Origin of the sequence: Ensifer sp. ENS06 (assembly GCF_014852205.1) — a bacterium.
Taxonomy (GTDB): domain Bacteria; phylum Pseudomonadota; class Alphaproteobacteria; order Rhizobiales; family Rhizobiaceae; genus Ensifer; species Ensifer adhaerens.
Genome location: NZ_JACVBC010000004.1, coordinates 392,512 through 412,074, shown reverse-complemented (window position 1 = coordinate 412,074; position 19,563 = coordinate 392,512). Strand labels below are relative to the sequence as shown.

18 protein-coding genes and 1 pseudogene are annotated in these 19,563 nt (G+C 58.7%); 9 read left to right on the top strand and 10 right to left on the bottom strand.

From position 1 onward, the window contains the following. The 3 genes from IB279_RS18875 to IB279_RS18865 are packed head-to-tail and all read right to left on the bottom strand — an operon-like array spanning window position 1 to window position 4,328. Entirely contained in the window at window positions 1-951 is a 951-nt protein-coding gene (locus IB279_RS18875) for an ABC transporter permease (protein WP_113189751.1), read from the bottom strand. Then, window positions 944-2,554 (bottom strand): ABC transporter ATP-binding protein, encoded by a 1,611-nt coding sequence (locus IB279_RS18870; protein ID WP_192339517.1) that lies wholly within the window; start codon window positions 2,552-2,554, stop codon window positions 944-946. Before IB279_RS18870 ends, IB279_RS18875 begins: the two co-directional genes overlap by 8 nt. Before the next feature lie 13 nt (window positions 2,555-2,567). Continuing rightward, entirely contained in the window at window positions 2,568-4,328 is a 1,761-nt protein-coding gene (locus IB279_RS18865) for an ABC transporter substrate-binding protein (protein ID WP_113189753.1), read from the bottom strand. 227 nt (window positions 4,329-4,555) lie between these two features. Between IB279_RS18865 and IB279_RS18860 the strand changes: the two genes are divergently transcribed. From IB279_RS18860 to IB279_RS18825, 7 genes are all read left to right on the top strand, one after another. Then, the gene (locus tag IB279_RS18860) at window positions 4,556-4,849 is read left to right on the top strand and encodes a hypothetical protein (protein ID WP_162765955.1); all 294 of its coding nucleotides are present in this window, start codon (window positions 4,556-4,558) and stop codon (window positions 4,847-4,849) included. Further along, window positions 4,846-7,251, top strand: a complete 2,406-nt coding sequence (locus IB279_RS37255) for an LLM class flavin-dependent oxidoreductase (protein ID WP_246802017.1) — start codon at window positions 4,846-4,848, stop codon at window positions 7,249-7,251. The genes IB279_RS18860 and IB279_RS37255 overlap by 4 nt, the downstream gene beginning before the upstream one ends. 277 nt (window positions 7,252-7,528) lie before the next feature. Next, window positions 7,529-7,852 carry a M55 family metallopeptidase gene (locus IB279_RS18845; protein WP_192339515.1) on the top strand — a complete coding sequence of 108 codons (324 nt, stop codon included), beginning with the start codon at window positions 7,529-7,531 and terminating at the stop codon, window positions 7,850-7,852. Window positions 7,853-7,918: 66 nt separating this feature from the next. Next, entirely contained in the window at window positions 7,919-8,779 is an 861-nt protein-coding gene (locus IB279_RS18840) for a D-amino-acid transaminase (RefSeq protein ID WP_113187260.1), read from the top strand. A 195-nt stretch (window positions 8,780-8,974) separates the two neighbouring features. Continuing rightward, window positions 8,975-9,928: an ornithine cyclodeaminase family protein gene (locus tag IB279_RS18835; RefSeq protein WP_113187259.1), complete on the top strand. Its 954-nt coding sequence runs from the start codon at window positions 8,975-8,977 to the stop codon at window positions 9,926-9,928. Between the two features lie 101 nt (window positions 9,929-10,029). Continuing rightward, entirely contained in the window at window positions 10,030-10,284 is a 255-nt protein-coding gene (locus IB279_RS18830; RefSeq protein WP_113187280.1) for a type II toxin-antitoxin system HicA family toxin, read from the top strand. Next, the gene (locus IB279_RS18825) at window positions 10,281-10,643 is read left to right on the top strand and encodes a type II toxin-antitoxin system HicB family antitoxin (RefSeq protein ID WP_113187258.1); all 363 of its coding nucleotides are present in this window, start codon (window positions 10,281-10,283) and stop codon (window positions 10,641-10,643) included. The genes IB279_RS18830 and IB279_RS18825 overlap by 4 nt, the downstream gene beginning before the upstream one ends. On the opposite strand, the pseudogene IB279_RS18820 reads toward IB279_RS18825, so the two are convergent. Next, window positions 10,602-11,297: pseudogene (locus IB279_RS18820) on the bottom strand (nucleotidyltransferase and HEPN domain-containing protein); the annotation flags it as partial. The gene IB279_RS18825 and the pseudogene IB279_RS18820 overlap by 42 nt on opposite strands. A gap of 444 nt (window positions 11,298-11,741) precedes the next feature. Here IB279_RS18820 and IB279_RS18815 point away from each other — a divergent pair. Further along, window positions 11,742-12,410: an HAD hydrolase-like protein gene (locus IB279_RS18815; protein ID WP_113187257.1), complete on the top strand. Its 669-nt coding sequence runs from the start codon at window positions 11,742-11,744 to the stop codon at window positions 12,408-12,410. Between the two features lie 194 nt (window positions 12,411-12,604). On the opposite strand, the gene IB279_RS18810 is transcribed toward IB279_RS18815, so the two are convergent. Then, entirely contained in the window at window positions 12,605-13,189 is a 585-nt protein-coding gene (locus tag IB279_RS18810) for a histidine phosphatase family protein (RefSeq protein WP_113505503.1), read from the bottom strand. A 350-nt stretch (window positions 13,190-13,539) separates the two neighbouring features. Between IB279_RS18810 and IB279_RS18805 the strand changes: the two genes are divergently transcribed. Next, a complete protein-coding gene (locus tag IB279_RS18805; RefSeq protein WP_113187255.1) occupies window positions 13,540-13,947 on the top strand; it encodes a hypothetical protein in 408 nt (135 codons plus the stop codon). A gap of 183 nt (window positions 13,948-14,130) precedes the next feature. Here the strand turns inward: IB279_RS18805 and IB279_RS18800 are convergent, their stop codons facing one another. Genes IB279_RS18800 through IB279_RS18780 form a run of 5 tightly spaced genes read right to left on the bottom strand, consistent with a single transcriptional unit; the run spans window position 14,131 to window position 19,558 of the window. Next, entirely contained in the window at window positions 14,131-15,795 is a 1,665-nt protein-coding gene (locus tag IB279_RS18800) for an electron transfer flavoprotein-ubiquinone oxidoreductase (protein WP_192339513.1), read from the bottom strand. Window positions 15,796-15,802: 7 nt separating this feature from the next. Beyond that, entirely contained in the window at window positions 15,803-16,744 is a 942-nt protein-coding gene (locus IB279_RS18795) for an electron transfer flavoprotein subunit alpha/FixB family protein (protein WP_192339511.1), read from the bottom strand. A 23-nt stretch (window positions 16,745-16,767) separates the two neighbouring features. Next, window positions 16,768-17,517, bottom strand: coding sequence for an electron transfer flavoprotein subunit beta/FixA family protein (locus IB279_RS18790; RefSeq protein ID WP_192339509.1), 750 nt, complete (start codon window positions 17,515-17,517; stop codon window positions 16,768-16,770). A 32-nt stretch (window positions 17,518-17,549) separates the two neighbouring features. Beyond that, window positions 17,550-18,407, bottom strand: a complete 858-nt coding sequence (locus tag IB279_RS18785) for a sugar phosphate isomerase/epimerase (RefSeq protein ID WP_192339507.1) — start codon at window positions 18,405-18,407, stop codon at window positions 17,550-17,552. 2 nt (window positions 18,408-18,409) lie between these two features. After that, window positions 18,410-19,558: a dihydrodipicolinate synthase family protein gene (locus IB279_RS18780; protein WP_113188646.1), complete on the bottom strand. Its 1,149-nt coding sequence runs from the start codon at window positions 19,556-19,558 to the stop codon at window positions 18,410-18,412. Between the last annotated feature and the right edge of the window lie 5 nt (window positions 19,559-19,563).

The window sequence follows — 19,563 nt, the reverse complement described above, 5'->3', positions numbered from 1 at the left end:
TCAGGTCCGTGTGCGATTTGGGTCGAGCACGTTTCTCATGCCCGCGCTCAACGTATTGAAGCCCACAACAGTCAGGAACAGAGCGAGCCCGGGACCAGCCAGAAACCACGGCTGATCCTGATAGAGGGACGTTCGCTGCGCTTCGGCGATCATATTGCCCCAGCTCGGCATCGGTGCCTGGATGCCGACACCGAGAAAGGAAAGGGTCGCCTCTGCAACAATGTTAGCGGGCAGTTGCACAGCCCAATAGACGAAAACCGTTGGCAGGATATTCGGCAGGATATCAAACCATATGATCCGCACCCACGACGCCCCAATCGTGCGCGAAGCCTCCACCATCGGACTTGTACGCAATTCCAGCACCAGACCCCGCGTGAGGCGTGCGAAATAGGCCCAGGAAAACAGGGCAATGATGGTGATGACCACGACGACAGGCGGAACGATCGGCTGACCGGTTCCGCCGCGGTTGAGCGCCAGAAGGCTGAGTGCGGTCACAACGAAGGGAAAGGACAAAGCGACGTCGATACCTTGCGAAATGACACGATCCGTTCGGCCCGCAAAAAAACCGCTAACGAGGCCGATGGCCGTACCGATGATCATCGCGATCGTTGTCGCCGGTATACCGACGATCAGTGAGACCTGCGCGCCATAGAGGGTTCTGACGAAAACATCGCGACCATTCCCATCGGCTCCGAGCGGGAAATCGAGCGTCGGGCCGATGGGCAACCCCATTTCATCCAGTGCAGTATCTTCAAACTGCTGCATGGGACCATGCCCCAGAAGATTGCTGACCAACGGCGCCGACAAGGCCGCCAGCAGCACGAAACCAACAATGACAGCGCCAGTGCGCGCTGCGCGCTCGCGCCACAGACGCTTCAGAAGAAGGATGGTCGGCGACGGCGATTGAGCGGCAAGCGCCAGTGCGACGGGGGAGGGAATGGTGTCAGCCATAGATGGCGTCCTCTAGCTCCGCATCTGCAGGAAGACGCTTGCGCCCTGGAATGGATGCAAGCAGCCGGCGGGTATAGGCATGGACCGGGCGTTCGAAGACCTGCGGTGTCCGGCCAGCCTCGACGATCTGGCCTTTTTCCAGCACGATCACTCTGTCGCAAAGCTCTCCGACGACGCCGAGATCATGAGAGATGAACAGAAAGGAGACGCCGAGTTTGTCACGAAGGCGAGCGAGCAGCCTGATGATCCTTGCCTGGGTGGTGATGTCGAGGGCCGACACAGGCTCGTCGGCAACGATCAGCGAAGGACGCAGAGCGATCGCCCGCGCAATGGCAACACGCTGCCGTTGGCCCCCGGACAATTGCGAGGGCAGCCGATCCAGAATGTCATGGGGCAGTTCGACATCGGTGACCAGCTGCTTCACGGTTTCGCGCAACTCCGCCCTGTCGACCGTACCATGAATGAGGAAAGGATCAGAAAGGATTGCCTCGACACGTCGCCTTGGATTGAGACTGGCATAAGGATCCTGGAACACCACCTGGATGGATTTTCGCAAATCGCCCTGTAATAGGTTGCCGCTGGCACCTGGTCGGGAATAATCTCTCCCCTTCAAGCTGATATGGCCCGCGTCGGGCCGGTCCAGACCGGCGATCAGGCGCCCTATGGTTGATTTCCCGGATCCGGACTCTCCGACGAGACCGAGGATCTCACCTTCCCCAATTGTGAAGGAGACGTCATCGAGCACAGAGCGGGACGCGAAGGAACGCGCGACGGCATTCACATTGAGGAGTGGACGAGCTGCCTCCCACCCCTTACCTCTTGCATAAACCTTGGGGCCGCCGAGACGGGCCGCTCCTAACAGTTCCCGGGTGTAGTCCTTCCGTGGCCGGAGATAGATGTCGTTTGCAGGTGCTTTTTCTACGATGATCCCGTCACGCATGACGACCACATCGTCGGCAATGTCAGACACGACCGCCAGGTCGTGGCTCACGAAAATCAATGCCGTTCCATGCTCCTCCTGCAGACGTTTGAGGAGATCGAGGACTGCGGCCTGAACGGTTACGTCGAGAGCCGTCGTTGGTTCGTCTGCAATGATCAGGCCAGGATCAAGCGCGATGGCGATGGCAATCATCACGCGCTGGCGCATTCCGCCGGAAAGGTGACGCGGGTAATCCGAGAACCGCGCCTGCGGGCCGGCTATGCCGACATCATCGAGAAGTGCCAGCACGCGCTCGCGTTTTTCCCTGCGAGTTACTTTCTGATGGACCGAGATCGCCTCGCCGATCTGCTCACCGATCGTCTTCAGGGGATGGAGGTTGCTAAGCGGATCTTGAAAGACGAAGCCGATCTTCGCACCGCGTATCTTTCGCAATTTGCTGTCGGATAAGCCGAGGATTTCCTGGCCGCGATGAAGAACGCTTCCCTCCACCGCGGCGGAACCGGGCAAAAGCCCGGTTGCACCGAGGAGGCTGGCGCTCTTTCCTGATCCGGATTCCCCCACAATGGCAAGTGTCTTGCCGGCTTCGACGTCAAAGGAGACGCCCCTCACCGCCTGGACATTGCCAAAGCGAACGCGCAGATCATCTACTGAGAAGACGGACATCCCGCGACGAACTTCAGTTTTTCAAAGCGATATTGGTGATATCGGCCTGCACTGCGAGCGACGACCACACCCAATGGCTGATGCGATCAGAGGTGATGGCGATTTTGCGCTTTTCGAAAAGAGGGATCCAAGGCAGATCAGTCGAGACGATCTTGTCTGCTTTCGTCCAGAGTGGGCTGGGGTTATCGGAGGGATAAGCTTCGGCCGCGAGCTTGTTCAACTCGGGATTGCTGTAGCAAATCGCGTAAACATTTCCGGGGCCGCAGGGCGATGCGTCCGAGTTCAGCCAGCCACCGAGCAGCATTCTCGTGCTTGGGCCCTGCCAGTCGGGTGAAAAGCTTCCATTCAGGAAAACGTCCCAACGCGATTCCGGATCCTGAATATAAGCACGCCATTCACTTGCAGGCGCAGGGATCAGGTTCAGCGTGATGCCCGCAGCCGCCAGATCCTCCTTCAGAGCTACTGCGATCGTTTCACCCTGTGCGTTCGTGCGATAGAGCGCATCGAGGGTGATGCCGTTGGGGTAGCCGGCCTTCGCCAGAAGTTCTTTGGCTTTTTCTGGATTTCCCTTGTTACTCTCAGTCGGATATGGGTCGAACTGTTCGTAGCCGGAAATCGTAGACGTGATGATTTGCGACAGAGGGACTGCCGCGATCGATCCGCCTTGCGATTGAACCAGATGGGCACGATTGACGGCATAGGACAGGGCTTGGCGCACTTCAGGCTTGCGCAAGGCCTCGATACCCTCGCTGGTGACATTCTTCTGCGCGTTTATGGTAATGAAGTTGGCCGAGCCGCTGTTTGTCGCGTGTATATACGGGCTATTACTCGATACATATTGCCGGATGGTGCCACGCGGTGGAGTGTCGAGATAGAGCGAAAGGTCTGCTTCGCCGGCCTGGATCTTCTGGACGATGGCGTCTTCGCTGTTGGCGGTGAAATCGACATGAATCTCATCCACATAGGCCTTGCGGGCTTCGTCCGATTCCGGTTTGAAGTTCGCGGCTTTCTTCAAAACCAGTTTTTGCCCCTGATCGTAAGAGGCGACATAATATGGGCCGCTCGACGGCAAATTCTTGCGCGATTCCAGTGAATCCGGAAAGTATTTCGACGCGATTTCGGGTGCGACCGGCGATACGAAATTCATCGAGAGAATATTGAGGAAGTCATAGTTCTTGGTATCGGAACGGATCACAAGGGTTTTGTCATCCGGCGCGGATACACCGGAGATTTCATGACTATCGATGAAGGCCTTGCTTGCGGCCAGATCCCCGGTCGGTACCTTGGCAAATTCCTTGCAGTATTCAACAAAACCCGACAACACGAGATTGAAATAGTTGATGGCCGCGACCTGCTTGTTAGGGTCACAGAAGCGCTTTATGCCATAGACAAAATCACCGGCCACGATCTTACGCTCGGTAGATCCCGAAAAGAAAATGTCCTCTTTCAGGTGAAACGTATAGGTCTTCCCGTCCGGGCTGACATCCCAGGACTTGGCCAGATCCGGCACCAAAGTCGTATCTTCCTTGAGACCGATCGGCGAACCAGGATAGGTGACGAGCTGACGTGTCGTCGCGCGCAAGATTTCCCAGGATTCAACGCTATAGCCGGTTAGGGGATCGAAAGCGTCGAGATCGGATTCCAGCGAGGCAATGCGAAGGATGCCGCCGAACTTCGGCTCATCGGCCAAAGCCGGAGCGCTAAGAGCGGTGTAGGCGGCAAGGAGAGGAATGGCGGCCCGCTTGGCGGATCGCGAAAGGACGGTATCAAGCATAGGGTTTGCCTCGGTTTGAATTATCACTATTTCTATAAGTTTTATAGATTATTGGAACGCGTTGACGTTCCAATTTCGGCCACCTCCGGAGAAAATACCCTGTCAGAATTTAGGTTTCGACAGAAAATCAATGCGATTTAGGGGGTGTGTACCACCCAGAACCCGTGGCCTCTTTGCCTAAATGGCGACCCGCGTGGCTCGTGCGACCTAGGGGATTCCAAGATGGAATGGAGAACGATTTTCCTCAGCGAATCCGCTTTTGGAACGGATTGACCACGCCAAGCGTCAATTTTCATATCATAGTCTATAAAGTTTATAGGCTTTGGATTAACTTGATGGCATTGAATGAACTTTCGAACAACCGTGCTTTGTATTTGATGGATGCACTGTTCGGGCCGCCGCGTCCGCCCGCAACTGACTATCTGGGAAAAGCGCCTCCCCTCTCGACTATCGGGCGTGGAAGCCTCTTTGCAGATAGGCAATGCTATTTGGCCATCGCCAATGGGAAGGATGCGGCATGAGCGGCAATATCCAACTCCATTGGTATCTGCCGACGAATGGCGACAGCCGGGGCCTGACAGGCTCGGGAAACGATAGTCACGTCGTGGAATTTTCGGGCGGCTTCCGTGCACCGACCCTTGCATATCTCGGCGAGGTGGCACGCGCCGCGGAGGAGCAGCCTTTCCATGCTGTTCTGACGCCGACCGGCACATGGTGCGAAGATGCCTGGATTACCACCGCTGCTCTTGCCCACGAAACGAAACGGCTGAAGTTCCTCGTCGCCTTCCGGCCCGGCCTCATATCGCCGACGCTGGTCGCACATCAGGCGGCGACCTTTCAGAGAATGACCGGTGGACGGCTGCTTCTCAATGTTGTCACGGGTGGCGATCGTTTCGAGCAGGCTCGTTTCGGCGACCATCTGGATCATGATGCCCGCTATGAGAGGACAGAGGAATTTCTTTCGGTGGTGCGGGGTGTGACATCAGCATCTGCCGACCAGCCGTTCTCTTTCGGAGGCAAACATTATGACATCCGCGAAGCCAGTATAGACCCCGCCCCGTACGGCCTGCCTCAGATCTTCTTTGGCGGCGCAAGCCCGGCAGCTCAGGAGGTCGCTACCAGTCAGGCCGACGTGTATCTGGTATGGGGTCGCCCGCCGACACTCGAGGCTGAAAACATCGCACTGCTAAAAGCTCGTGCTGCTGCCAAAGGACGCTCCCTGCGCTTCGGCGTACGGTTGCACGTCATTTCACGCGACACCGAGGAGGAAGCCTGGGCCGTCGCCGACAAACTTCTTTTCTGGCTTTCGCCGGATCGCGTGCGAAAAGCTCGCGAGCTCCTGGCCAAGTCCGAATCTGTCGCGCAGAGCCAGATGTCTGCACTTCATGCGGGTCGTGAAGGTTTGCCGGCTTCGGCGCGTGATCTGGAAATCTACCCCGGCCTCTGGTCCGGTTACGGCCTCGTGCGCGGCGGCGCGGGTACCGCACTTGTCGGCAGCCATGCACAGGTTGCCGACCTGATAGAAGCCTATCATCGCGTCGGTTTCGACCACTTCATCCTCTCCGGCCAGCCTCATCTTGAGGAGGCCTGGCATTTCGGCGAGGGTGCGGCCGCCCTTCTGAAGGCGCGAGGTCGTCTCGCTCCCGAATTCTCGCAAATCAAGGAGGGGCATATGCAATCGCTCTCAACGGTCTCGTCTCCTGACAGCTCACGCCTGGATATCCGATCGCTGCACGGTGACGAAGACCGCCGGAAGGCTTTTGCCGTGTTTCGACAGGCGCTGCTTGGAATCGGCGATTTTGGTCGCAACAACCCCGAAACCGAAGCGCGGTTTCTGGCAGAAGGCAAACCGCTCGGCGGCTTTGAGGACGATGTCCTTCGAGGCGTCGTCAATGGATACGATTCGTCAGTCGCCCTTCCTGGCGGTCGGCGTGTGCGGCACCTCGCCGTCACGCATGTCGGCGTCTCGCCGGTCGCGACACGTCGCGGCGTCGCGCGCCTGCTCCTCGTCGAGCAGCTTCGCCGTGCCCGTGCGGAAGGCTATGTCGTCGCAGGACTAAGGGCATCTGACACGGGTATCTATGGCCGATACGGTTATGGCGTCGCCTCATGGTCGGTCCAACACGATCTCGACCTGACCCGCGCCGATCTGGCCATCGCCACGCCACGCGAAGGTCTTCGCATCGTCGATGCTCGCGAGAGCTTCCCATTGTTTCGACAGGTGGCCGATGCCGATTTGACGCCGCGTGCCGCAACGTTGTCCCGCTGGGACGGCTGGTGGGCCATACAGGAATACCGCTCGCATCACGGCACAACGCCCCACCACGCCGTTGTCTTCGGCCCGGAAGGCAATGAGCGCGGCTACTTGCGCTTTCATATCGAGTCCTCAGACAATTGGTTCACTTCGGCACGTCGTACCGTGATCATCGATGATCTCGTCGCGCATGACGACGAAGCCTGGCGGGCCCTGATTGGTCATCTCTTCGCGCAGGATATCCTGCACCGCGCCATTTTTCCGTCCCGGCCGATCGATGATCCTTTACCGCTACTTCTGCACAACCCGAGAACACTGGAAATATCCAGCCAGCGTGATGAAAGCTGGATACGCCCTCTCGACCTCGAGACTCTGCTCTCCGCACGCCGCTTTGGCGGGACCCGGCAAGTAACAATTGCTGTCGAAGACGATCTATTCCCCGACAATGGTGGTCTCTGGTCCCTCGGTCCTGAAGGAACAGCGCGAAGCCGTGAGCGGCCGGAGGCTCATGTGACCATTGCGGAACTGACCACGTTGATATTTGGCGCACAGCAGGCGTCACTTCTGGCGGCTTCGGATCGCATTCGGGTAGTCTCCCTCGAAGTTGCGGAGGAACTGGACCGGGTGTTCGCCATCAGCCGCCGTCCTCACTCAGGCATCTCGTTTTGAGCTTCACGAATTGTCACCCGTTGTCCGCGGCGCTACTGGACCTCGACGTGAGCGCCCAGCGTCTAAGGATTTCCCGACGATACAAGCAGAAGCACCCAAGGAACCCCCGGCAATGACAAGCCGCTCCTCAAATGGCTATGTTGAGGGCTTGAATGACAGCCTCGATTAGTGAGACAATGGCATAATCTTGCCCCGCGTCCTCATTTGCCCCCCACAAAAGGCCCATCACGCGGAGGTCGCCGTCAGGATCGCGAAGAAGAACGACGGTGATGCAGGAATGTGTGCCGAAGCTGAAGTCGCGGTACCGGGCATCGCGACACTAGCCACCAGTGAAGGCTTTGGTCCGGCGACAAAATCGTTGGTCCCGGCGGCTGCAGTAATCGCGATCCGCGAAGGCGTGGAGAAGGCCCTGTCGGGAAACTACAACAACTCGCTGCCGATTCTTGCCGGGGAGTTCGAGCTCGTCGTTGAATACACCAATCCGACGGACGCCTATAGGAATAGCTGGTACCCCGGCATGGAGCATATCGCGCCACGGACGTTGCGCTTCAATGCGCAAGACTACTTCGAGATCCAACGTGCGATACGCTTCGTCGTCTAGATGTGCCGTCGCGGGATGTTCTTGTCTTCCGAATGATAACCGTGGACCCGAGCGAGGGCTAAACAGTTGAGCCGAATTGTATATCTGAATGGGGAATTTCTGCCGGAGACCGAAGCGAGAATCTCGATTTTCGACCGCGGGTTTGTCTTTGCCGATGCCGTCTACGAAGTGACCTCGGTTGTCGATGGCAAGCTGCTTGATTTCGGCGGCCATGCCGCGCGTCTTGAACGCTCGCTCGGCGAATTGGGCATTCGCCATCCGCTGTCCCAGCAAGTGCTGCTAGACATCCACCGCGAGTTGGTCGAGCGGAACAAGATTGTCGAGGGACTGGTCTACCTTCAGATATCGCGCGGCAACCCTGGCCGCCGCGATTTCGCCTTCCCTGCACCTGACGTCGAGCCGACGGTCGTGCTTTTCACCCAGATGGTTGCCAATCTCGTGGATGCCCCGCAAGCGAGGACCGGCATCAAGGTTATCTCGGTCCCAGACATGCGCTGGGGTCGTCGCGACATCAAGACGGTGCAACTCCTCTATCCTTCGATGGCCAAGATGATGGCAAAAGAGGCGGGAGCGGATGACAGTTGGTTCATACAGGACGGCTTCGTCACCGAGGGAACCGCAAACAACGCCTACATCATCAAGTCTGGCAGGATCATCACTCGAGCCTTATCGAACGACATTCTGCACGGCATCACGCGCGCCACGCTGTTGCGCTACGCCAGGGAAGCACGGATGGAAGTCGCCGAGCGGGCCTTCACAATCGAGGAGGCTAAGGCTGCTGACGAGGCATTCATCACTGGGGCATCCTCCTTCGTCATGCCCGTGGTCGAAATCGACGGCGCAAGGATCGGGACAGGCCTGCCGGGGCCAATCGCCACCCGCTTGCGCGAACTCTATATCGATGAGGCGCGTCGAGCGGCGATTTAATCCATAGGGCGTCTGGCGCCATTTAGCCAACGCCACTTATGCCCCAAATTGGTTCGTTCTAACGACGTTTTGTACGGCGGCGGATTAGCGCGACCTTGATGCGGGGAGCCAAGTTGCAAGTCGGCGAGCCAATTCGCTGTTGACCCACACATAAGTATCACAACCCTCTAAGCTGCCACGGAGCAGGAGCCGAATATGGGTGAACCACTGCTATTAGACGCCAGACAGACCGCCGCAAAACTTCCCTTCCCGGAATTGGTTGCGGCTCTTCAACGGGGCTTTGCGAAGGGATGCCAGACACCTGCGCGCCACCATCACACATTACGCAGCGAAGGCGAACCTGACGGTACGTTGCTCTTGATGCCCGCCTGGTCCAACGCCGATGACGAGGATCGTTTTCTCGGCGTGAAACTGGTGACCATTATGCCGGGCAACATGAACCGTAGGCTGCCTGCTGTCGTATCGACATACATGCTTTACGACGCCATCACCGGAGAGCAACTGGCCCTCATGGATGGAAACACGCTGACGAGCCGGCGCACTGTGGCAACCTCAGCACTTGGGGCCAAATACCTTTCTCGGGAGGACGCCTCATCGCTTGTCATTATAGGCGCTGGTCGTGTGGGAAGCCTGATCGCGGACGCCTACTCAGCTGTACGCCGGCTTCGGCGCATCGTCATCTGGGACATCGATCACGAACAAGCCGACCGCCTCGCCTCTTCCCTCCGTGACCAGGGTCTTCCCGCGAAATCCACGCCAGACGTTAGAACCGCGATCGAATCCGCCGACATCGTCAGTGCCGCAACGCTTGCAACTGCACCCATCATTCGAGGTGAGTGGCTGAAACCGGGCACTCACGTCGATCTCATCGGGGCCTTTACCCCGGAGATGCGAGAGGCGGATGATGAAGTGATGCGCCGCTCGTCGATCTACGTCGATACCGCAGTAGCGCTTGAGGAGGCAGGGGAGCTTATCAAGCCGCTTGCCGACGGCGTAATTGGTCGAGACGCTATTTTGGGGACGCTCGCAGATCTTTGTCGCACCAACGAGTTCGTACGCACGGACGCGGACCAGATCACCTGTTTCAAGAGCGTGGGCTCCGGCCTTGCCGATCTTGCCGCAGCCAAACTCGTCTACCAACTCACCTAGACAGATACACGCTGATACGGAGCTCCGACGAGCTCCGTATCAGATCGCGTTGGAATCGAGAAATGCTTGCAGAAATAGCAAGCGCCACTATATTTGCTAGCATGAACAGCAAGCAGAAAAAGACCCTCGCGGCGGTATTCGGCGATCCGGTCTCGGGAACCATTGAGTGGGCCGCTATAGAAAACCTGCTTGTGGCTCCCGGCGCGAACGTCATCGAAGGAAACGGCTCGCGCGTTAAGTTCGAAAAGGACGGCATAATCGCAAGCTTCCATCGTCCTCATCCCGACAAGGGGGCAAAGCGTTATCAGGTTCGCGATGCTCGCGAATTCCTGACGCAAATTGGAGTAGAACTATGAACACCATGACTTACAACGGTTATCACGCTCGCATAGAATTCGACGCGGAGGACGAACTGTTCTTCGGCAAGATTGCAGGCATTTCTGACGTAGTCGGGTTTCACGGGGACAGTGTTGGTGAACTGAAGAAGGCATTCCACGAAGCTGTCGATGATTACCTTGAGGCCTGCAAGAGCATCGGCAAAGAGCCTCAAAAGCCCTATTTTGGCAAGATGATGTTTCGTGTTGCTCCTGAAGTGCACCGCCGAGCTGCTCTGGCTGCCGAACTTTCGGGAAAGAGTCTCAATCAGTGGGCCGAGGAAGCATTGGAAGAAGCCGCGGCGAGCACGCTCCTCAGCAAGGCCGCGAAGGAAACGTAAATTGTGTGAAGCCGGACTGTAGTTCGTCAGCACCAGCAGCGCAGTCGCGTAGGCCTGCTCGATCGACTGATGCAGTAGAAACGCAGCTTCTTTGTACCTGCTTTTTGAAATGAAGAATGCGGCGCCTTCGGCGAAGGTTTTGGCGTGCGGGAGTCTATCTGCAAGATATTCGGACGCCATCCGCCAGGCTATTTCGGGGCTTATTTCCCCAGGCGTTGCGAGCGGCTCGCTGTCGAGCTCATAGAGTGCGATCCCGTCGCGCGCGATGTCGACGAAGAAGTATCTACCCCGTCTCAGGTCCGTGTTCACCTCGCGCAAGGCATGCACGATCACGCTGACCGGCGTCTCAATCTCTTGATCCCGCATCAATCGATCGTTCGCTCGGTTCCAAAATGCCGAGTCACTGAGCTTCTTGTTGTTGACGATGACCAGGATGTCAAAATCCGAACGGTAGCCCTTCTTGGTGTGAGGCTCGTCAACGAAAGTTCCACGAGCGTAAGAACCGAACAGGATGATTTTCAGGATACGGCCGCGTTTCTTGAAATCGGCCTCTCCTCCCTTCAGCGCGTCATCAAATTCATCAAAAATAATCTCAACCGCTCGACGAAGCTCATGCTGCTTGTTTATCGGCAGGTGATCGAGGCTCGTCTTCATCAACAGCGGTAAGTCCTTCGCGCGGGAATCGCACCATACGGGCACTCACACCTTGCCGAAAGATGCGCGCCAATTCAACGAAGCAACGATGACGATTTCTTCGCAAGAACTTCACACATCACCAGCGAGGACAGTGTTGTCGCGTTTCCTGGCCGCTGAAGATTCAGATACGCTCCAGCAGGATCGCGTTTGTCAGATCGCGGCCTTCATTGCGAATCAGCCGTTCAAGCAGGAGCGAACTGTGCGGCAACGACTCCATAGTCACGCATGAAACCAAGCTTGCGCAAGAATGACAAATGATACATGATATATTATGCTTGGCTTTCTGGGAGTGGTGCTGTCAATTTACCAAAAATGCACAGCCAGAACCCAGGAAAACCAATATGGCCTCGCATTTGAAATGCGTTTCGATAATACGATAACAAAACTCTTCAAAGGTTTGGAATGATTGAAAATCGCCCCGGTATTCTTCTCGATTTGGATGGCACCTTGATCGATTCCCAGCCCGGGATTTTAGCGAGTTGCGAGGCGGCGCTAAGATCATTGGGACACGAACCGATTGAGCCGCTGGATATCGGATCGGTCATTGGCCCGCCGATCGAGGACGTGATGCGCTACCTCCTCTTGCCGTATGGTGATACGCGCGTCACTGAGGCGGTGGAGGGCTATCGACGAGACTACTGGGAAAGGGGGCTGAAACTGAGCGAACTATACCCTGCGATCCGAGCTCAACTGTCATACATTCGGCAGCGGGGCGGTCGGCTGTTTCTTGCTACCTCGAAACGAACTGTCTTTGCAAAGCAGATCTTGGCCAACCATGGTCTCTCCGATGAGTTCGATGGGATCTACGGATCCGAGCCCGACGGATTGATCGATCACAAACCCGAGTTGATTCGTCATCTTCTGCAGCACGAGGGTTTGACAAGCGATCGCTGCGTGATGATCGGCGACCGTCGCTTTGATATCGCCGGCGCACATGCGAACAATGTTCGCGCTGTTGGAGTCTTGTGGGGATATGGAAGTCGGCAGGAGTTGGAATCCGCCGGTGCCGATCGGATAATCGAGCAGACCAGCGAGTTGGCAGACTGCGCACTGACGATCTTCAACGCTTAGCGAGAAAGGACCTTCGGACGAGTAGGTCTGCCAGTCTGGGGGCGCAGCCCGTTCGCGTCCCTTGGAGGCCACGCAATCCCAATCGCACCGATCGGGATGATCAGCATCAGTTAATTTCCTGCGGCCGGGTAATATGTGCCCAAAGGCTTCTGTCGGCGATAGCCGCGCAGGATACGTCGCGTGACAATTACGTCTCAGCTAAGTCGCTCAATCGAACCGGCCAGCGACAAGCGGAACGCGGCGTTTTGGGGAACTTCCAAGTCTAGCATTTCACGTTTACTGAGGCCGCAATGAAGGCCCCGGAGTAGACGGCTGGTTACACCATGGCATACCACGATCTTCGGAACGGTAAGGTCGAGGATCAATTCACCCAAAGCTTCCCGAACACGGGCCAGCATCTCGTCATAACTCTCCCCGTCGGAAGAATGGAAAAACCATTCATTGGTTCCCAGCCGGTCTCGGGCGTTTGGCCAGTTGGCTTCGATCTCTGCGTCGGTCAGACCATCCCATGAGCCCATACCGACTTCTCTAAGCCGATCATCGAGTGTCACAGGATGGACGAGTCCCAAATTCTCAGCGATAATTTGGGCAGTCTGGGTCGCTCGTCCTAAAGGACTTGAAACAATCTTGGCACTTTCGTTTACGCCCTGCCTACTAAGAATACCCGCGACTTGAGAAGCCTGCGCTCGACCGATATTCGTGAGCGAAGAGTCGCATTGGCCTTGCCAGCGTCCAACGGCGTTGAATTCAGTCTGCCCATGCCTCACCACATACAGCATTCAAATCTCTTCTACACGTTCGCCTGCCTGTAGCGACTTGCTAAGGTGACCGTCAGTCGGTGGCAATAGCTGGTGCTGTTTTCTAAGGTCGCTGGTGCAATGACCGTTGTTGGCGAAGCTGCCGTCTCCGAAACCGCATAAAGCATCGTGGTCAAGGTGCAAGCTGGACAGCGCCTACCATACGACGGGGCCCATTTCGAGGATGTCATTGTTGGCGGCCGGCTCGTGACGTCAAAGCTGTCGCACAACCCTCACGCAAGGCTCAGGCAGTTTAACAACTCAACCTGTGATGTATATTCATTGGGTGGTTTTATGAGCCCGACGCGTCGGCAACAAGGGGGAACCTTCGAATGAACTCCATCGCCTTGGCGCCCGGTCATCATCTTCAATTTTTTCAGGAGCTTTCCTATTTGTTCAAAAAGCGCTCCGAGATGGAAACGTTGGCACGCCAGCTTTACAAGGATCACAAAAAGTCGCTGGACCTCCTCAAGGAGCACGGTTCCGGCTCGGGTTTCGAGCCCGCCGTTCATCGATTGTTTGGAAACAATCCCCAACGCGAGAAAGCGATCCGGATCGGCAACGGTGAGTTCATTTATTCCGGACTTGCCAAGAGCCACGTGAGCTTTCTGCCCGCGCAATGGCAAAAGACGTTGGAAAAGACGCGAAGACCCAGCCGACCTCCCGCCCCTGAAAGGAACCGAGCGTCACAACCTCAACAACCCCTCAGGTTCCGCCTATTGACGCAGACCGTCCCGTAAAATTGTCATCGAACAACAATCGTCGCTGACTTTTCTTGATCGACAAATCTGCCGAGGCGGCGATGCAAATCGCGTCGTCGCCCTAGATTTTTGGGCAGATATCAGGGCCGACAGACCAAATTCCAGCCTTGGTTCCGAAGCATCGGATGAAACTGGCCGCCGACGCAGGCCCGCCTCCCGAACTCACATGTTCGGATAGACCGGGCCTTCACCGCCTTGTGGCGGCACCCAGTTGATGTTCTGGTTCGGGTCCTTGATGTCGCAGGTCTTGCAGTGCACGCAGTTCTGCGCGTTGATGACGAAGACGTCCTTCCCGTCCTTCTCCACCCATTCGTAGACCCCGGCCGGACAGTAGCGCGTCGACGGACCGGCATAGACGTCGTGCTCGGAGCGCTTCTGCAGATCCATGTCCTTCACCTGGAGATGGACCGGCTGGTCTTCCTCATGGTTGGTGTTCGACAGGAACACCGAGGACAGCCGGTCGAAGGTCAGAACCCCGTCCGGCTTTGGATAGTCGATCTTCTTGTGCTGCGCTGCGGGTTCGAGCGACTGCGCATCGGTCTTTCCGTGCTTCAGCGTGCCGAAGAAGGAGAAGCCGAACAGCTGGTTGGTCCACATGTCGAGACCGCCGAGCCCAACGCCGATCGCCGTGCCGAACTTCGACCACAGCGGCTTGACGTTTCTCACCCGCTTCAGGTCCTGGCCGATGGCGCTGTCGCGCCAGCCGCGTTCGATCTCGATCGGCTCGTCATTGGCGCGGCCACTAGCAATCGCTGCCGCCAGCTTCTCGGCCGCGAGAATGCCTGAAAGCACCGCATTGTGGCTGCCCTTGATGCGCGGCACGTTGACGAGACCGGCCGAACAGCCGATCAGCGCACCACCGGGGAAGGACAGTTTCGGTACCGACTGGTAACCGCCCTCGGTGATCGCACGCGCGCCGTAGGAGAGACGCTTGCCGCCCTCGAACGTGCCGCGGATCGCCGGATGCGTCTTGAAGCGCTGGAACTCCTCGAAGGGGAAGAGATAGGGGTTCTTGTAATTGAGGTGCACGACGAAGCCGACGGCGACCATGTTGTCTTCGAGATGATAGAGGAACGAGCCGCCACCGGTCTTCATGCCGAGCGGCCAGCCGAAGGAGTGCTGTACCAGACCCGGGCGATGGTTCTCGGGCTTGACCTGCCAGAGCTCTTTCAGGCCGATGCCGAACTTCTGGACGTCGCTGTCCCTGGAAAGATCGAACTTGGCGATCAGCTGCTTGGCGAGCGAACCGCGCACGCCCTCGCCGATCAGCGTGTATTTGCCGAGCAGCGCCATGCCGCGGGCGAAGTTCGGGCCCGGTTCGCCGTTCCTCTCGATGCCCATGTCGCCGGTGGCAACCCCGATGACCGCACCCTCGTCGTTGTAGAGCACTTCGGTGGCGGCAAAACCCGGATAGATCTCGACGCCGAGTTCCTCCGCCTTTGTCGCCAGCCAGCGACAGACGTTGCCGAGCGATACGATGTAGTTGCCGTGATTGTTCATCAGCGGCGGCATCAGGAAGTTCGGCAGGCGGATCGAGCCGGCGGGTCCTAAGAACAGGAAGTGGTCGTCCGTCACTTCGGTCTTGAACGGATGGTCGGCCTCGTCGCGCCAGTCCGGCAGCAGCCGGTCGATGCCGATGGGATCGACGACGGCGCCCGACAGGATATGCGCACCGACTTCGGCGCCCTTTTCGAGCACGACAACCGAAAGCTCCGGATTGACCTGCTTCAGCCGGATCGCAGCTGCAAGACCCGCCGGTCCCGCACCCACGATCACAACGTCGAACTCCATGCTCTCGCGTTCGGGCGGATCACTCATCTTGGACATGTTCGCTTCAAAGTGCTTTTTCGAGTTCCGGCAGAGCGTCGAAGAGATCGGCAACCAGGCCGTAGTCGGCGACCTGGAAGATCGGCGCCTCTTCGTCCTTGTTGATGGCGACGATGACCTTCGAGTCCTTCATGCCGGCGAGGTGCTGGATGGCACCAGAGATGCCGCAGGCGATGTAGAGATCGGGCGCAACGACCTTGCCGGTCTGGCCAACCTGCCAGTCGTTCGGAGCGTAGCCGGCATCGACCGCAGCGCGCGAAGCGCCGACGGCAGCGCCGAGCTTGTCGGCCACCGGCAGGATCACTTGCCTGAACTTCTCGGAAGAACCGAGCGCGCGACCGCCCGAGATGATGATCTTGGCGGACGTCAGCTCCGGGCGGTCGGACGACGACAGGGCGTCGGCGACGAAGGAGGAAACACCGGGGTTGGCGGCAGCAGAAACGCTCTCGATCGCGGCCGAGCCGCCTTCAGCGGCAGAGGCGAAGGAGGCGGTGCGCACGGTGATGACGCGCTTGGCTTCGGTCGTCTGCACCGTCTGGATGGCGTTGCCGGCATAGATCGGACGCTTGAAGGTATCCGACGAGACAACTTCGATGATTTCCGAGACCTGGGAAACGTCGAGCAGGGCTGCAACGCGCGGCATGACGTTCTTGCCGACCGAGGTCGCGGCGCTCACGATCGTGTCGTAGCTGCCAGCGAGCGAGACGATCAGGGCAGCGAGCGGCTCGGCAAGGTTGTTGGCAAGCGACGCGTCCTCGGCAACGAGCACCTTGGCAACGCCCGCAAGCTTGGCGGCCTGCTCGGCTGCAGACTTGGCGCCGGCACCTGCGACCAGCACATGCACATCGGCTCCAGTCCCACTGGCGATTTTCGAGGCGGCGCTCAGCGCCTTGGCGGTCTGGTCGGAAAGGTGGTTGCTGTCGTGGTCAGCCAGAAGAAGAATGGCCATGATAAAATCTCCCTTTGCTGAACTTAGAGCACGCCGGCTTCGACTTTAAGCTTTTCGACGAGCTCGGCGACCGACTTGACCTTGATGCCGGCCTTGCGGCCCGACGGCTCCTCGGTCTTCAGCACCTTGAGGCGGGCAGCGGTGTCGACGCCGAAGTCGGCCGGCGACTTCTTGTCGAGCGGCTTCTTCTTTGCCTTCATGATGTTCGGCAGCGAGGCGTAGCGCGGCTCGTTCAGGCGCAGGTCGGTGGTGACGACGGCCGGCAGCTTGATGTCGATCGTCTGCAGACCGCCGTCGATTTCGCGCGTCACGGTTGCCTTGCCGTCGCCGATCTCGACCTTGGAGGCAAAGGTCCCTTGCGCCCAGCCGAGCAGCGCGGACAGCATCTGGCCGGTCTGGTTCGAATCGTCGTCGATCGCCTGCTTGCCGACGATAATCAGGCCCGGCTGTTCAGCCTCGGCCACACCCTTGACGATCTTGGCGACAGCGAGCGGCTCGACCTGGTCTTCGGTCTCAACCAGGATGGCGCGGTCCGCCCCCATGGCAAGCGCCGTGCGCAGCGTCTCTTCGGCCTTGGCCGGACCGACGGATACGACGACGACTTCCTCGGCCTTGCCGGCTTCCTTCAGCCTGAGCGCCTCTTCGACCGAGATTTCGTCGAAGGGGTTCATCGACATCTTCACGTTCGCAAGCTCGACGCCCGAACCGTCTGCCTTCACCCGGATCTTGACGTTGTAGTCAACGACCCGTTTGACGGTGACCAGGATCTTCATGTTTGCCTCCCAAATCGTCAGCAGCCAAATCGTCAGCAGATTGTGCGGAAGCGTTCGACCATTACGTTGAGGACTTCGCCCGGGTCCCGCTTCCACCAGTTGTTTGCGGAAAAGATCTCGACCTCGCAGGGACCCGCATAACCCGCGTCTTCGACGCTCCGTCGCAGCGTCTTCAGGTCAGCGACCCCATCGCCCATCATGCCGCGATCGAGAAGCACGTCGCGCGTGTCGGCAAGCCAGTCGCAGAGGTGATATCCGAAGATCCGCGCGGCGCCCGCGCGCTGCAACTGGGCTTGGATCTCGCTGTCCCACCACACATGGTAGACGTCTATGGCGACGCCGAGATTGGCCGCGCCGACCACGTCACAGATATCGACGGCATCGCGCAGCGTCGTCAGGCAGGACCGGTTCCCCGCATAAACAGGATTGAGCGGCTCGAGCGCCAGCTTGACGTTGCGGCCGGCGGCATAGGGTGCAATCTCGCCGACGCGATCGGCGACGATCTTCAGGCTCTCTCCCGTGCCCTTGGTTCCCGGATGCACGCCGCCGACGACGATCGTCAGCACCGATGCACCGAGCCCTGCTGCCATGTCGATCGATGACTTCGCCTCGTCGATGACCCTTTGCCGATCGACAGCTTCCGCACCGACGAGAAACGGTGCGCGGCAGAGACCGGCAATCGAGAGGCCGCATGCCCGCGCTCGTTCGCCGATTTCAATCGCGCGCGAGCCGATCTCGCGGCGCCAGAAGACGATCGAGCCGAAGCCACGTTCCGCACAGGCGTCGATAACGCGCTCGGGCGACCAGCCCGCCCCATGGCCATCGAGGTTGTGCCCGAGGCTGGCGGTGTTCAGCGCCAGGGCGGAATGGTCGGTGGTGAAATCACGCATGGCTACGCTCCATAGAGCGCAAGCAGCTTCTTCATCCGATCCACGGCAAGCGCCGGATCGCGCAAGAGCCCGCATTGGTCAGCGAGCCTGAACAGCTCGACGAAGTAAGGCAGCGGCCGCATGGCCTGCGCGCCATTCAACATCACGAAGTGATCCTGAAAGCCGTTCAGCCAGGCAAGGAAGACGACTCCGGTCTTGTAGTACTGCGTCGGCGCCCGGAAGATCAGCCGCGCGAGCGGCACGGTCGGATCAAGCGTTGCGCGAAAGCCTGCGCGATCCCCTTCGCCAAGTCTCTCCACCGCGTAAGCCGCAGCCGGGGCCAGGGGGTCGAATATACCGAGCAAGGCATGCGAAAATCCTTCGCTGTCGCCCTCGATCAGTTCGGGATAGTTGAAGTCGTCACCCGTGTACATCTTAACGCCGGCAGGCAGCCGGCGGCGCATGACGATTTCCTTCTCCTTGTCGAGAAGGGAGATTTTTATGCCGTCGACCTTGGCTGCATCTGCGTTGATGACGGCAAGCGCGGTCTGCATCGCCGGGTCGAAATCCCTGCTGCCCCAATAGCCGGCGAGCTGCGGATCGAACATCTCGCCCAGCCAGTGCAAGATCACAGGCGCGTCACAGGCGGCCAGCACATCGGAGTAGACCTTGACGTAATCGTCCGGTCGCTCAGCGACCCGTACCAGGGCGCGAGACGCCATGAGGATAAGTCGCCCGCCGACCTTCTGGATCGCCTCGACCTGTTCCAGATAGGCTCTCCGAACATCTTCGATACTCGTGACGGTCGCCGGGTCGAGATGATCAGTTCCGCAGCCATTGGCGACGACGGCGTCCGGCAGTTCTTCCCGCGTGCGGCGGATCAGTTCCAGAGCGCCCGGCCAGTCGAGGCCCATGCCGCGCTGCGCCGTATCCATCGCCTCGGCGATGCCGAGCCCGAGGCCCGCGAGATAGCGGCGGAACTCCATGGTTTTTTCCCAGTCGACGGCGGCGCGGCCGGACGGATCGCTGGCTGTGAACGGGTCGGCGACCACGTGAGCCGCGGAATAGACGACACGCGCCGGGTTCCTGCCAAGTGTCGCAGCCGCGATCGGCGTGCCGCTGAGGGCATAGTCGGACAGGCGTCCATCAGTATCGGGAAGCGCGATTTTCATGGGGA

What these genes read in the sequence shown, in the direction of transcription:
- IB279_RS18875 (WP_113189751.1), bottom strand. Translation starts at nt 951, where the DNA reads ATGGCTGACACCATTCCCTCCCCCGTCGCACTGGCGCTTGCCGCTCAA.
- IB279_RS18870 (WP_192339517.1), bottom strand. Translation starts at nt 2,554, where the DNA reads ATGTCCGTCTTCTCAGTAGATGATCTGCGCGTTCGCTTTGGCAATGTC.
- IB279_RS18865 (WP_113189753.1), bottom strand. Translation starts at nt 4,328, where the DNA reads ATGCTTGATACCGTCCTTTCGCGATCCGCCAAGCGGGCCGCCATTCCT.
- IB279_RS18860 (WP_162765955.1), top strand. Translation starts at nt 4,556, where the DNA reads ATGGAGAACGATTTTCCTCAGCGAATCCGCTTTTGGAACGGATTGACC.
- IB279_RS37255 (WP_246802017.1), top strand. Translation starts at nt 4,846, where the DNA reads ATGAGCGGCAATATCCAACTCCATTGGTATCTGCCGACGAATGGCGAC.
- IB279_RS18845 (WP_192339515.1), top strand. Translation starts at nt 7,529, where the DNA reads ATGTGTGCCGAAGCTGAAGTCGCGGTACCGGGCATCGCGACACTAGCC.
- IB279_RS18835 (WP_113187259.1), top strand. Translation starts at nt 8,975, where the DNA reads ATGGGTGAACCACTGCTATTAGACGCCAGACAGACCGCCGCAAAACTT.
- IB279_RS18830 (WP_113187280.1), top strand. Translation starts at nt 10,030, where the DNA reads ATGAACAGCAAGCAGAAAAAGACCCTCGCGGCGGTATTCGGCGATCCG.
- IB279_RS18825 (WP_113187258.1), top strand. Translation starts at nt 10,281, where the DNA reads ATGAACACCATGACTTACAACGGTTATCACGCTCGCATAGAATTCGAC.
- IB279_RS18815 (WP_113187257.1), top strand. Translation starts at nt 11,742, where the DNA reads ATGATTGAAAATCGCCCCGGTATTCTTCTCGATTTGGATGGCACCTTG.
- IB279_RS18810 (WP_113505503.1), bottom strand. Translation starts at nt 13,189, where the DNA reads ATGCTGTATGTGGTGAGGCATGGGCAGACTGAATTCAACGCCGTTGGA.
- IB279_RS18805 (WP_113187255.1), top strand. Translation starts at nt 13,540, where the DNA reads ATGAACTCCATCGCCTTGGCGCCCGGTCATCATCTTCAATTTTTTCAG.
- IB279_RS18800 (WP_192339513.1), bottom strand. Translation starts at nt 15,795, where the DNA reads ATGTCCAAGATGAGTGATCCGCCCGAACGCGAGAGCATGGAGTTCGAC.
- IB279_RS18795 (WP_192339511.1), bottom strand. Translation starts at nt 16,744, where the DNA reads ATGGCCATTCTTCTTCTGGCTGACCACGACAGCAACCACCTTTCCGAC.
- IB279_RS18790 (WP_192339509.1), bottom strand. Translation starts at nt 17,517, where the DNA reads ATGAAGATCCTGGTCACCGTCAAACGGGTCGTTGACTACAACGTCAAG.
- IB279_RS18785 (WP_192339507.1), bottom strand. Translation starts at nt 18,407, where the DNA reads ATGCGTGATTTCACCACCGACCATTCCGCCCTGGCGCTGAACACCGCC.
- IB279_RS18780 (WP_113188646.1), bottom strand. Translation starts at nt 19,558, where the DNA reads ATGAAAATCGCGCTTCCCGATACTGATGGACGCCTGTCCGACTATGCC.